This is a genomic window from Citrobacter sp. C5_2 (assembly GCF_014596845.2).
GTDB lineage: Bacteria > Pseudomonadota > Gammaproteobacteria > Enterobacterales > Enterobacteriaceae > Citrobacter > Citrobacter werkmanii.
This window is the reverse complement of record NZ_CP115032.1, coordinates 2,618,906-2,632,272: the sequence shown is the minus strand read 5'-3', so window position 1 is coordinate 2,632,272 and position 13,367 is coordinate 2,618,906. Positions and strand designations below refer to the sequence as shown.

Annotated in this window: 12 protein-coding genes and 1 pseudogene; 9 read left to right on the top strand and 4 right to left on the bottom strand. The window is 53.6% G+C overall.

Going from position 1 to position 13,367, the window contains the following annotated elements:
- Window positions 1-10 precede the first annotated feature (10 nt).
- Window positions 11-901 (bottom strand): LysR family transcriptional regulator, encoded by an 891-nt coding sequence (locus ICA20_RS12875; RefSeq protein WP_038640611.1) that lies wholly within the window; start codon window positions 899-901, stop codon window positions 11-13.
- A gap of 142 nt (window positions 902-1,043) precedes the next feature.
- Between ICA20_RS12875 and ICA20_RS12870 the strand changes: the two genes are divergently transcribed.
- The 6 genes from ICA20_RS12870 to ICA20_RS12845 are packed head-to-tail and all read left to right on the top strand — an operon-like array spanning window position 1,044 to window position 6,756.
- Window positions 1,044-1,751, top strand: a complete 708-nt coding sequence (locus tag ICA20_RS12870; protein ID WP_038640613.1) for a CoA transferase subunit A — start codon at window positions 1,044-1,046, stop codon at window positions 1,749-1,751.
- A 2-nt stretch (window positions 1,752-1,753) separates the two neighbouring features.
- The gene (locus ICA20_RS12865; RefSeq protein ID WP_038640615.1) at window positions 1,754-2,410 is read left to right on the top strand and encodes a CoA transferase subunit B; all 657 of its coding nucleotides are present in this window, start codon (window positions 1,754-1,756) and stop codon (window positions 2,408-2,410) included.
- Window positions 2,411-2,420: 10 nt separating this feature from the next.
- Entirely contained in the window at window positions 2,421-3,623 is a 1,203-nt protein-coding gene (locus tag ICA20_RS12860; RefSeq protein ID WP_038640618.1) for an acetyl-CoA C-acetyltransferase, read from the top strand.
- A complete protein-coding gene (locus ICA20_RS12855) occupies window positions 3,613-4,536 on the top strand; it encodes a 3-hydroxyacyl-CoA dehydrogenase family protein (protein ID WP_038640620.1) in 924 nt (307 codons plus the stop codon). Before ICA20_RS12860 ends, ICA20_RS12855 begins: the two co-directional genes overlap by 11 nt.
- 43 nt (window positions 4,537-4,579) lie before the next feature.
- Window positions 4,580-5,974: a GntP family permease gene (locus ICA20_RS12850; RefSeq protein WP_199951110.1), complete on the top strand. Its 1,395-nt coding sequence runs from the start codon at window positions 4,580-4,582 to the stop codon at window positions 5,972-5,974.
- Window positions 5,975-5,985: 11 nt separating this feature from the next.
- A complete protein-coding gene (locus ICA20_RS12845; protein ID WP_038640624.1) occupies window positions 5,986-6,756 on the top strand; it encodes a 3-hydroxybutyrate dehydrogenase in 771 nt (256 codons plus the stop codon).
- Between the two features lie 47 nt (window positions 6,757-6,803).
- On the opposite strand, the gene ICA20_RS12840 is transcribed toward ICA20_RS12845, so the two are convergent.
- Complete coding sequence (locus tag ICA20_RS12840) at window positions 6,804-7,235, bottom strand: OsmC family protein (protein ID WP_038640626.1); 432 nt, start codon at window positions 7,233-7,235, stop codon at window positions 6,804-6,806.
- Between the two features lie 228 nt (window positions 7,236-7,463).
- On the opposite strand from ICA20_RS12840, the gene sra reads away from it, so the two are divergent.
- Window positions 7,464-7,604: a stationary-phase-induced ribosome-associated protein gene (gene sra / locus ICA20_RS12835; RefSeq protein ID WP_038640628.1), complete on the top strand. Its 141-nt coding sequence runs from the start codon at window positions 7,464-7,466 to the stop codon at window positions 7,602-7,604.
- A 179-nt stretch (window positions 7,605-7,783) separates the two neighbouring features.
- Window positions 7,784-9,481, top strand: coding sequence for a malate dehydrogenase (maeA, locus tag ICA20_RS12830; RefSeq protein WP_038640630.1), 1,698 nt, complete (start codon window positions 7,784-7,786; stop codon window positions 9,479-9,481).
- A 68-nt stretch (window positions 9,482-9,549) separates the two neighbouring features.
- Here maeA and ICA20_RS12825 read toward each other — a convergent pair whose 3' ends face one another.
- Entirely contained in the window at window positions 9,550-10,452 is a 903-nt protein-coding gene (locus ICA20_RS12825) for an endonuclease/exonuclease/phosphatase family protein (protein WP_038640632.1), read from the bottom strand.
- Window positions 10,453-10,870: 418 nt separating this feature from the next.
- On the opposite strand from ICA20_RS12825, the gene ICA20_RS12820 reads away from it, so the two are divergent.
- On the top strand, window positions 10,871-12,586 hold the full coding sequence (locus ICA20_RS12820; protein ID WP_038640634.1) for an ABC-F family ATP-binding cassette domain-containing protein: 1,716 nt from the start codon (window positions 10,871-10,873) through the stop codon (window positions 12,584-12,586).
- Window positions 12,587-12,656: 70 nt separating this feature from the next.
- Here the strand turns inward: ICA20_RS12820 and ICA20_RS12815 are convergent.
- Window positions 12,657-13,257: pseudogene (locus ICA20_RS12815) on the bottom strand (inorganic diphosphatase); the annotation flags it as partial.
- Window positions 13,258-13,367 lie beyond the last annotated feature (110 nt).

The following is a 13,367-nucleotide window of genomic DNA, read 5'->3' as shown; positions in this document are numbered from 1 at the left end:
CGGCGGAAAATCAGGCGCAATACGCCTTTTTCAGGGTATCCACCAGCACTTCTGAGGCGGTAGATAACTTATGATGTGCCGAACGCAGAACGCCGATCCGACGCTGGATCACCGGCGTGTCCAGATCGATACAGGTTGCGCCTAATTCAGTCATTTGCGTACGGCACAGCGCAGGTACCGCGCTGCCGCCCAGGCCCTTAGCCACCAGCCGGCCAATGGTCACCAGTTGATGACTCTCCAGCGCCACCTCCAGCGAATGCCCGCTTTGCACCAACTGTTCTTCCAGCATCAGACGCACAGCGGAAGGTCGTTGCAGAGTGATGAAATCCAGCGTCAGCAGTTCACGCCACGCAATACGATCCCGCCCTGCCAGTCGGCATGTTGGCGGGACAATCGCGATAAAACGATCCACACCAAGCGGGGTGAAATGCAGATGCCCGGAATAGTCCGGTTCGAAGGCAATGCCCATCTCCACCCGCCCTTCACTCACCATCTCAATGACTTGTTCGTTGATCACATCGTGAACCGTTACGTTGATACCGGAATAGGAATCACGAAACGTCTTCAGTACTGACGGCAGGACGTTAGCAGCAAATGAAGGCATGGCGGCAATAGAGATTTTACCGCGTTGCAGCGTGAATCGCTGGCGCATTGCCTCTTCCGTGTTCTCCCAGTCCGCGAGCAACTGTCGCCCCATGTTCAGCAACGTTTCCCCTTCCTGTGTCAGGGTCACCTTGCGGGTGGTTCTCAACAGTAAAGCCCCACCCAACGAATCCTCCAGTCCTTTAATCGCCAGACTTAATGCGGGTTGCGACATATTCAGTCTTTCACTGGCATGAGCAAAATTCAGAGTGTGAGCTACCGCTAAAAACGCGCGTAACTGTTTGATGCTCATTCCCATTTCGCATTCCTTTAACCTGTTGAATACCTTTAATTAACATTAAATTGATAAAAAAACCCAATGAGTGAGTCACAAATTTAAAATTAACAAATCATTTTTCTCCCCCAATGATGTCGGCAAGGACAACAGGAGGGGCAAGTATATGGCTGGACTGGATAAACGGGTCGCCACGTATCAAGAGGCGCTGGAAGGACTGACCGACAACATGACGCTGCTGGCGGGCGGTTTTGGCTTATGTGGCATCCCTGAAAATCTGATTGCCGAAGTACGTCGTCGGGAGGTTCAGGGACTTACCGTGGTGTCAAACAACTGCGGCGTGGACGGTTTTGGCCTCGGCGTACTGCTGGAAACGCGTCAGGTGCGCAAAGTGGTTGCATCCTATGTGGGTGAAAACGCGCTGTTTGAAAAGCAGGTGCTTAGCGGCGAACTGGAAGCCATCCTGACGCCGCAAGGCACGCTGGCGGAGCAGTTGCGCGCTGGCGGCGCGGGGATCCCCGCTTTCTTCACCGCGACCGGATACGGGACCCCCGTGGCCGAAGGAAAAGAGGTGCGCGAGTTTGCCGGACGTCCGTACATTTTAGAACAGGCCATAACCGGGGACTTTGCGCTGGTCAAAGGCTGGAAAGCCGACTGGTACGGCAATGTCATCTATCGCCATACCGCACAGAATTTTAATCCGCTGATGGCCGCTGCCGGGCGCGTTACCGTGGTGGAGGTTGAAGAGATCGTCCCCCCTGGCGAGTTGGATCCCGCTGCGATTCATACTCCCGGAATTTTTGTTAACCGCATTATTCAGGGGCAATTTGAAAAACGTATTGAACAACGCACCCTGCGCCAGAAAGGAGCCTGACCATGTTAACGCGTGAACAAATGGCAATGCGTGTCGCCCGTGAGCTGCGCGACGGTTATTACGTCAACCTTGGGATTGGTATTCCCACTCTGGTAGCGAACTACATCCCCGATGGTATGGACGTGATGCTGCAATCGGAAAACGGTTTGCTGGGTATGGGGCCGTTTCCCACAGAAGACGAAATTGATGCGGACATGATCAACGCCGGAAAACAGACCGTGACGGCGCGCAAAGGCGCAGCGATTTTCGACTCGGCGCAATCCTTCGCGATGATCCGCGGCGGCCACGTTGACCTGACGGTGCTCGGCGCGTTTGAAGTCGATGTTAACGGCAATATCGCCTCGTGGATGATCCCCGGAAAAATGGTGAAAGGCATGGGCGGCGCAATGGACCTGGTGGCCGGAGCCGACAACATCATCGTGGTGATGACCCATGCCTCCAAAAACGGTGAGTCAAAATTGCTTCCCGCCTGCACCCTGCCGCTGACCGGCGTGGCCTGCATCAAACGCGTACTTACCGATCTGGCGCTGCTGGAGATTGCCGACGGGGCGTTCATTCTGCGTGAACGCGCCCCGGGTATCAGCGTGGATGACATCGTCGCCAGAACCGCCGGCAAGCTGATCGTTCCTGAAAATGTCCCCGAGATGCAATTTAACTGAGGAGCTGACCATGCAGGATGTTGTTATTGTCGCGGCAACGCGCACCCCGATTGGCAGTTTTCATGGCGCGCTGGCGCCGCTTTCGGCGGTTGAACTCGGTTCGGTGGTTATCCGTTCCCTGCTGGAAAAAACGGCCGTGGCGCCTGAGCAAATTGATGAAGTGATTTTGGGTCAGGTGCTCACGACGGGCAGTGGTCAAAATCCGGCCAGACAGACGGCGTTACGCGCGGGCTTACCGGTCACTACGCCAGCGCTAACCATTAATCTGGTGTGCGGCTCGGGCCTGAAGGCGGTGCATCAGGCGGTACAGGCGATTCGCTGCGGTGATGCGCAAATTGTGATTGCCGGTGGGCAGGAGAGCATGAGCAATGCGCCCTATTTCCTCGATGGCGCGCGGGCCGGTCTGCGCCTGGGTCATGCCAGCCTGAAAGACAGCGTAGTGCATGACGGTTTATGGGACGCCTTCAACGACTATCACATGGGCATTACCGCGGAGAATCTGGCGGATAAGTTCGCTATCAGTCGTGAGCAACAGGATGCATTTGCTCTGCACTCCCAGCAAAAAGCAGCTGCCGCGATTGAAGCCGGTCGTTTTAGTGCGGAGATTACCCCGGTCAGCGTTCCGCAGGGGAAAAAACCGCCGCGTGTAGTGGACCGTGACGAACAGCCGCGCCCGGATACTCAGGCTGATAAGCTGGCGCAGCTGAAGCCAGCGTTTCGGCCTGGAAACGGCACGGTGACCGCCGGGAATGCTTCTTCAATCAATGATGGCGCCGCGGCGGTGATGCTAATGAGCGCCGCCAAAGCCGCAGAACTCAATTTGCCGGTTCTGGGACGGGTTGCGGGCTACGCGGTCTCCGGCGTCGATCCGGCCATTATGGGTATTGGGCCGGTAGATGCGTCACTTCAGTGTCTGCAACGGGCTGGCTGGGCGCTGAACGATGTTGATCTCATTGAAGCCAACGAAGCGTTTGCCGCACAAGCGCTGGCGGTTGGCGAATCACTGAACTGGGACAGCAGCAAAGTTAACGTCAATGGCGGCGCGATCGCGCTGGGTCATCCGATTGGCGCCTCCGGGTGCCGGATTCTGGTGACCCTGCTGCATGAAATGGCCCGCAGCAACGCCGCTAAAGGGTTGGCCACGCTGTGCGTAGGCGGCGGTCAGGGTGTCGCGCTGGCAGTAGAGCGTCCGGGGGGAACTCATGAAAAATAAGCAAATTTGCGTACTGGGCGCGGGTTTAATGGGCGTCGGCATCGCCACCCACTTTGCCCGCTTTGGTCACGATATCTGGTTGTACGACACCGATAGCAGCCGAATTGCGGAAATTAGCCCTATTGCCAGCGGTATTGTGGATGAGCTTATTGCTACTGAACAATTTGCGCTAAGCGAAAAAGCATCGGTTATGAACCGTCTACACGGTACGACGTCGCTACAGGATATTGCCGCGTGCGGATTGCTGATTGAAGCTATCCCGGAACGCCTCGAACTTAAACATGCGCTGTATGCGCAACTGGAAGAGCTGATCGCACCGGAGGCGGTGATCGCCAGTAATACCAGCGGACTGCCACCCGATGCCCTGGCAGAAAAGCTTGCCCATCCTGAGCGGTTGCTGATTGCCCATTTCTGGAACCCGCCGCACTTTATTCCGCTGGTTGAAATTGTGCCGGGGACGGCAACGAAGGCGGAATATCTCCATGAATTACAACAACTATTGCTGTCGATGCAGCTGGAAGCGGTCGTACTCGATCGCGCTGCGCCAGGGTTTGTCGGCAACCGTCTGCAATTCGCCCTGCTGCGTGAAGCGTTGCATATCGTTAAAAGCGGTATCGCCAGCGCGGAGGTGGTGGATCAGGTAATGCGTGCCTCGCTCGGACGACGCTATGCCATGGTTGGCCCGCTGGAGGCGGCTGATATGACGGGTCTTTCTACGGTACAGGATATTTGTCAGCATCTGTTACCCACGCTCGCCACCGGTAGCGACATGATGTCGCTGGTCGCTGACAAGGTCGCCAGTGGTGAAACCGGTTTGCGCAGCGGCCAGGGATTTTATCGCTGGGATGATTCGCGCAAGGAGTACATCCAGCAACGCAGAGAGCACCAGCTGCGCTTTGCCCTGAAACCGTAACTTCTCTTTCTGTACCCCACTATAACAATGATATTGAGGAGTCATGATGAGTGTATTAATCGCCCTGGCAGCGCTGGGCCTGCTGATGCTTGCAGCCTATCGCGGATACAGCGTCATCCTGTTTGCCCCCATCGCGGCATTAGGTGCTGTATTGCTTACCGAACCCAGCGCCGTCGGCCCTGCCTTCACCGGCCTGTTTATGGAAAAAATGGTCGGTTTTGTGAAGCTTTACTTCCCGGTATTTTTGCTGGGTGCGGTGTTTGGCAAGTTAATCGAGTTGTCTGGTTTTTCCCGCTCTATTGTTGCCGCCGCCATCAATATTCTCGGGCGGCGTCACGCCATCCCGGTGATCGTGCTGGTGTGCGCGCTGTTAACCTACGGCGGGGTATCGCTGTTCGTCGTGGCGTTTGCGGTGTATCCCTTTGCGGCGGAGCTGTTCCGCCAGAGTAATATTCCTAAGCGCCTGATCCCGGCCACCGTTGCGCTGGGCGCGTTTTCCTTCACGATGGACGCCTTGCCGGGCACGCCGCAGATCCAGAATATTATTCCGACCAGCTTCTTTGGGACTAACGCCTGGGCCGCACCTTGGCTGGGGCTGATAGGCTCGCTGTTTATTATTTTCGTCGGTCTGGTTTATCTCGAACGTCAGCGTCGTAAAGCGCAGGCAAAGAATGAAGGCTATGGCACTGAACTGTTAAACGAGCCGGAAACGCCGGATAACATTAACCTGCCGAACCCGATAATCGCTATCTCTCCGCTGATTCTGGTTGGGGTATTTAACCTGCTGTTTACCCGCTGGATCCCACAGTGGTACGGCGCAACACATCAACTGGAACTGCCAGGCCTTGCCAAACCGATTACCACCGAAGTCGGTAAAATCACCGCTATCTGGGCGGTGGAAGCGGCGCTGATTTCAGGGATCCTGCTGGTGGTGCTGTTCGGCTATCGCAACATTAAAGGTCGCCTGGCGGAAGGCAGCAGAACGGCGGTTGGCGGCGCGATCCTCGCGGCCATGAACACCGCGTCGGAGTATGGTTTTGGTGCGGTGATCGCTGCCCTGCCGGGTTTCCTTGTGTTGTCAAAAGCGCTGGCGGCGATCCCCGACCCGCTTCTTAACGAAGCCATCAGCATCACCACGCTGGCCGGGATCACCGGCTCGGCGTCTGGCGGGATGAGTATTGCCCTCGCCGCCATGTCTGACACTTTTATTGCCGCAGCCCATGCCGCCAATATTCCACTCGAAGTCTTCCACCGCGTGGCGTCAATGGCCAGTGGCGGCATGGATACCCTGCCGCACAACGGCGCGGTCATTACCCTGCTGGCTATTACCGGCCTCAGCCATCGTCAGGCATATGGCGGGATTTTCGCCATCACCGTGATCAAAAGCCTGGCCGTGCTGTTTGTTATCGGCGTCTTCTACACCACCGGAATTGTTTAAGGAGAATCATCATGAACTTAACGGGAAAAACCGCCCTGGTTACCGGCTCGACCAGCGGTATTGGATTAGGCATCGCTCAGGTGCTGGCACAAGCGGGCGCTACGTTGATCCTCAACGGGTTTGGTGATGTCGAAGCCGCCAAAGACGCCGTGGCGCAGTATGGCAAAACGCCAGGCTACCACGGCGCGGACCTGAGCGATGAAGCGCAAATTGCTGACATGATGCGCTATGCTGCAAGCGAATTTGGCGGTGTGGATATCCTGGTCAACAACGCCGGGATCCAGCATGTGTCTCCGGTAGAAACCTTCCCGGTTGAAAAATGGAACGCGATTATTGCTATTAACCTCTCATCCGTTTTTCACACTACGCGACTGGCGCTGCCAGGCATGCGCGCACGGAACTGGGGACGCATCATTAATATCGCCTCGGTTCACGGCCTGGTGGCTTCTAAAGAGAAATCCGCGTACGTGGCAGCCAAGCACGGCGTGGTGGGATTAACCAAGACCATTGCGCTGGAAACCGCGCATACCGGCATCACCTGCAATGCGCTATGCCCCGGTTGGGTGCTCACACCGTTGGTCCAGCAGCAGATTGATAAACGTATTGCCGAAGGCGCTGCGCCTGACGTCGCACGTGACGCCCTGCTGGCGGAAAAGCAACCGTCGCGCGAATTCGTCACGCCGGAGCAGTTAGGGGAACTCGCGTTGTTTTTATGTTCAGACGGTGCGGCGCAGGTACGAGGCGTTGCGTGGAATATGGATGGCGGCTGGGTGGCGCAATAACATCATCGGGTGCCGGATAAGACGCTGTCGCATCCGGCACGCCACGATTAAGACTTCAGCTGATAATCCAGTGTAATTTCCGCGTTCAGTACCTGCGAAACTGGGCAGCCGGCCTTCGCTTTCTGGATGATGCCGTCAAACGTGGCGGCGTCTATCCCCGGAACACTTACCTCACTGTGCAGCGCTACTTTGGTTATCGCAAACCCCGCATCCACCTTATCCAGAGAAACATCGGCAGTGGTATCAATGGCGTTTGGCGTAAAGCCCGCATCGCCCAGCATTAACGAAAGCGCCATTGAGAAGCAGGCGGCATGGGCCGCGCCAATCAACTCTTCAGGGTTGGTGCCTTTTCCCCCTTCGAACCGGGTATTAAACCCATACGGTTGCTGATTCAGCACGCCACTTTCGGTCGATACGGTACCTTTACCGCGCTTAATGTCGCCTTCCCAGTGTGCCTGACCTTTCTTATGGATAGTCATTACCGTTCTCCTGTGTTGTCGTTGAAGTTACAAGTATAGGACGCCTGAGAAAATGCATGATCCATCCGGGATAGTTCTGCATTTACCGCTTAAGCATTGACCTTTCAGACAAAATGACCGACCATCCTGAAAGCCGTTATTTTAAACATCGGCTTTCTATCAGGTTGTATTTCGTCCGTTGTTATACGGGCTCGCCCTTGAAACCAGAAACAGGATTAAGGAGTTAGAATGAAATCGAACCGTCAGGCCCGTCATATTCTTGGACTGGACCACAAAATCTCAAACCAACGTAAAGTCGTGACCGAAGGTGACAAAACCAGTGTGGTCAACAATCCTACCGGAAGAAAACGCCGCGCTGACGGCAAATAGTCTTTCGCAGGTCTGACTGAATAACGAGATAAACACCATTGCAACCGCAGTGGTGTTTTTGCTTATAAAACCCCATACCCCATTCACAATGCTTTATACTTCGCCCGTTTCCCTGGCGGACAGGCCACATACGATCATAAAGAACGCCAGGGACGGTTATTCAAAAAAGAGTGAGTGACATGGAAAACGAAACTAAAAAACTGCGTTCCCTTTACATCCCCTACGCTGGCCCGGTACTGCTGGAATTCCCTTTACTGAATAAAGGGAGCGCTTTCAGTGTGGAAGAACGCCGTAACTTCAACCTGCTGGGGTTACTGCCGGAAGTGGTCGAGACGATTGAAGAACAGGCTGAACGCGCCTGGATCCAATATCAGGGATTCAAAACCGAAATCGACAAGCATATTTACCTGCGTAACATTCAGGACACCAACGAAACCCTGTTTTACCGACTGGTGCATAATCACCTTGATGAGATGATGCCGGTTATCTATACCCCAACGGTAGGTGCTGCCTGTGAGCGTTTCTCTGAGATCTACCGTCGCGCGCGCGGTGTGTTTATTTCTTATCAGAACCGCCACAATATGGACGATATCCTGCAGAACGTACCTAACCACAATATCAAAGTCATCGTCGTCACCGACGGTGAACGTATTCTGGGCCTTGGCGACCAGGGGATCGGCGGGATGGGTATTCCGATCGGTAAGCTGTCGCTGTATACCGCGTGTGGCGGAATTAGTCCGGCCTACACCCTGCCGGTCGTCCTGGACGTCGGTACCAACAATCAGCAACTGCTGAACGATCCGCTGTATATGGGCTGGCGTAATCCGCGTATCACTGATGATGAATACTACGAATTTGTCGATGAATTCATCCAGGCTGTGAAGCATCGTTGGCCGGACGTGCTGCTGCAATTCGAAGACTTCGCGCAGAAAAATGCGATGCCGTTGCTGAACCGCTATCGCGATGAAATTTGCTCGTTTAACGACGATATTCAGGGCACCGCAGCCGTTACCGTTGGTACGCTCATTGCCGCCAGCCGCGCGGCGGGTAGCCAGTTAAGTGAACAGAATATCGTGTTCCTGGGAGCGGGCTCAGCCGGTTGCGGGATTGCCGAGCAGATCATCGCGCAAATCCAGCGTGAAGGTTTAAGCGAGGAAGCGGCGCGTCAGCGCGTGTTTATGGTCGATCGCTTCGGCCTGTTAACCGACAAAATGCCGAACCTGCTCTCCTTCCAGACCAAACTGGTGCAAAAACGCGAAAATCTGCAGCACTGGGATACGCAAGAGGATGTGCTGTCGTTACTCGACGTGGTGCGTAACGTTAAGCCGGATATCCTGATTGGTGTTTCCGGACAGACCGGCCTGTTTACCGAAGAGATCATCCGCGAAATGCACAAGCATTGTTCGCGTCCCATCGTCATGCCGCTGTCTAACCCAACTTCACGCGTGGAAGCTACGCCACAGGATATTATCGCCTGGACCGAAGGTAACGCGCTGGTTGCGACCGGTAGTCCGTTCGCGCCGGTAGTGTGGAAGGAAAAAGTTTTCCCGATTGCTCAGTGTAATAACGCCTATATTTTCCCGGGTATCGGGCTGGGTGTTATTGCTTCCGGCGCATCGCGCATTACCGATGAAATGCTGATGTCGGCCAGTGAAACACTGGCGCAGTATTCACCGCTGGTGCTGAACGGCGAAGGACTGGTGTTACCGGAACTGAAAGACATTCAGACTGTTTCCCGTGCGATTGCTTTTGCCGTGGGTAAAATGGCCCAGCAGCAAGGCGTGGCTGTGAAAACGTCCGCCGAAGCGCTGCAACAGGCGATTGACGATAATTTCTGGCAGGCGGAATATCGCGACTACCGTCGAACTTCTATTTGACGGTTTGCCCGGCAGCAGAGTCTGCCGGGCAATTTTAAGCGTTCGATGAACGAAATACAGTATGTAGATTACTGTTCTGAAAGTTCCAGCTCAGCGATAACCGGCAAGTGATCGCTCGCCGTAGACCACGTAAATTCGGGTGAGTTATGTGGAATTTCCAGATTTTTGACGTTCCACTTCTGCCCTTTAAACGTGAAAATATGGTCTATATCGATCGCAGGGTTAACGGCTGGCCAACTGCGGGTATCAACCCCGTCTTTCGTCACTTCGTTGAAAAAGTAACGTATTTCTTTCAGCGGCTGCTCGTCCCGGGTCGAATTAAAGTCCCCTGCAAGGATTTTAATTGAGGAGGCGATATCCGGGAAATCTGATGTCGCGTCGCCAATGCTGATATCTAAAAGATAGCGGGCTTGTTCCGTACGCATGGTAGGATCTTTTTGCCAGTCGAGATGGGTCACCATAATGATGGGGGCGGAATCAAACCCAGGCACGTCAACCTGCGCCAGTAACGCCACGCGTTGTTCAGCATTACCCGACGGTAATTTTACCACCTGCGTGTGCAATATTTTATATTTGGAAAGCAGTCCTAACCCGTACTCACCGCCATCAAAATCGAGTACTTTACCAAAGGCGTAATACAGTTTATTGGCATCAGCGATTTTTTTGAGTTGATCGATCTTTTGACTGCGCCCTGTTTTATTGTCAACCTCTGGCACTGCTATAATATCTGCATCTATTCTTTTAATAGCTGAATTAAGTGCCGTAAAATCCGCCACATCAGCAGATGCTTCATTTTTACCAATGTTATAGGTGGCAATCTTTAAATGCGGGTTATTCTGCGTGTAAATTTTGTCAGGAACACCACCCTTTTGCACTTTAAGTATCTCATTACCAGCGAGTTTTTCACTTGCTTGTGCATTTGCAAATAAACATCCCAGCGCAATCATCGTCAATGTCATTGTTTTTTTCATGTCATCTATTCTCCAAATAATAAAATAGTGAGCGACAGCGTACCGGAGAACATCGATCGTTATTGTGATCCTTAACTCAAGGTTTCGACGCGACGAAAATTAACTTTTGCCTGATTTATTTGTCTTGTCATCTGCTGGGCGTTCAAAGCTTGCGCTACTGCGTATGTTGCGATTACACTTTCATCACCGATTAACATTCTGAAAAACAAAAGGAGGATACTTATGCTGTACTGTGAACGTTTTATCGTTTCACATGCTTTTGGCGATCGCCAGTGCTCAAGCGTTATCGGTATCGTGCTGCGATAACTTCTGCTTGAGCGAAGCTAACTTCTCAATCCCCTTCTCTCGGGCTTACCGGGTTATCGTCAGCGATGTTTGACGAGGCGCTTTTACGCCTGTAACTCTTGAGTAAGCAACAATGAGCACATTACTAACCGCACAATCCTTACACGTTGATACGGCATTTGGCACGCTATTCGACGATCTTTCCTTCACCCTGAAAAAAGGTGACCGCATCGGGCTTATCGGTTACAACGGCTGCGGCAAAAGTACGCTGTTAAAACTGCTTGATGGCACGATTTCACCCACCAGCGGGTCCATCGCGCAGGCGAATCACTGTCATCTCGCACGTGTGGAGCAACATTTACCTGACGATATACTACCGCTTACGTTGCAAGAGGCGGTGCTTGCTCAACTTCCCGAGCATGAACGCGCGAGCCAGCAATGGCGAGTGGAAGCGTTGCTGGCCGAAATGGGTTTCACGCCGGAGAATTTATTTCTGACAGCACAAACGCTGAGCGGCGGACAACACACGCGTCTGTTATTAGCGCGGGCGCTGATGCGAAATCCTGACCTGCTACTGCTGGATGAACCGGGTAACCACCTGGATTTGCCCACATTACTGTGGCTGGAACAGTTCTTACAGAACTGGTCTGGTAGTTTTGTGGTGGTGTCCCACGACCCGCAGTTGCTGGATGCCGTAACTCACGGGACCTGGATCCTGCGCGATCGCACCCTGCACGCCTTCGATCTGCCCTGTAGCGCGGCGCGTCAGGCTCTGGTAGACAGAGACGCCAGCGATGCTTTGCGCCATAAGGCTGAACAAAAGGAGATCGACCGCGTCACCGCCAGCGCCAAACGGCTGGCGACCTGGGGGCGGGTCTACGACAACGAAGACCTTTCCCGTAAAGCCAAGCAGATGGAAAAACAGGTGCTGCGCCTGAAAGAGGTACAGACCGAAGTAACCTCGGGAAGTCAGTGGACACTAACATTGCAGGGTGATGCCCTGCGTGCGGATCGTTTGCTGGAGATGACTCATCTGTCCGTAGCCCCTGCTCCTGGCGCAGATTCGCTGTTTTCGATAGCCGGTATCCGCGTAAAAAGCGGCGATCGCGTGGCGATTGTCGGGCGCAATGGGTGTGGGAAATCATCGCTGTTAAGGCTTATCTGGCAACAGTTTCACTCACAGCTGGCATCGCCTTCATTGGTGTTACACCCGCGCGTTACGCTGGGGTATTACGATCAAACGCTGCACCAACTCGCTGATGACGACTCGCTGTTTGACGCGCTGGAAGCGTTTGCTCCTCAGCCTGATATTCGCAAAATGGCCTTGATTAGCGCGGGCTTTCCATGGGTTCGTCACGCACAGCGGGTCAGTACATTAAGTGGTGGCGAGCGTTCCCGGTTATTGTTTGTGGGACTGACGCTTGCGCGTTATAGCCTGCTGATGCTTGATGAACCGACCAACCATCTGGATATGGAAGGCAAAGAGGCGCTGGCAGAAACGCTGCAAAGCTATCACGGCGGCGTGCTGCTGGTCAGTCACGATCGCCAGCTTATCAGCAAAAGCTGTAACCGGTTCTGGTTTATTGAGAACGGCGAACTCAGCGAATGGCACGATCTCGACGCGATAAACGCGCGAATTCGGGAAACATCTGCTGAGATACCTGTCCCGAAAACGGTGGTTGAAGCGAGAAATGAAATAAGCCGCGACAGTGATTCGTTACTGGAACAACTTCTCGAACTGGAGCAGCGGCTGGCCGAGGATCTCGCTCGTAAGCCGAAACATCAAAAACCGCTGTTACAAGCGCAATGGCGTCAGGAGATTGCGCGTCTGAACTCAATACTGGAGTAAACCCTGAAGCCGGATGGCGGGCCTACATCAGCAAAATGCGCCTGTAGGCCCGTCATCCGGCATGCCATGTATTACTGCGTTTTTTTCTCTTTCCAGGCATCCCAGGCCTGTTTGATCTCTTGCTTTGCCGTAGCGGCGTCGTTGAAACCGTTTAATTCTACCTTTTTGCGCCCTTCCGGCAGATCTTTGTACACGCGGAAGAAAGATTCCAGGCGTTGCACTTCAATCTTGGGCAGATCGCTCAACTCTTTGATGTCATCATAAGTCGGGTCAATTTTACTGGCCGGAACGGCGACAATTTTGTCGTCCTTTTCTCCGCCGTCGATCATCTTCAGCACGCCAATCGCGCGCAGCTTAATCAATGTTCCTGGGGCCAGTGGCGCACGGGTATAAAAAATGACGTCCAGCGGGTCGCCGTCACCGGCTAAAGATTGAGTCAACGAGCCGTAGTTGGCGGGATAGGCAACCGGCATTGACTGGAAGCGATCGGCAACGATAAAACCGGTTTTGGCGTCGGTTTCATATTTAATCATTCCACCTGCCGGGATTTCAGTTACGGCATAAAACTCTTCCGGGTTATTTTCCGGCTGAGGAAATTCGAGGATGTTCTGCGCCTGAGCGGACGCACAAAAAAACACGCTGACTGCGAGTAATTTTTTTACCAGATGCATTGTCTTTTAACTCTTCTATTATTAAAGACAACACCTTACGTTAAGCAGATGACAGAAACATGACGTTTTTTTGGCAAAAAAATGGCGCTACCGATGTAGCGCCATTACGT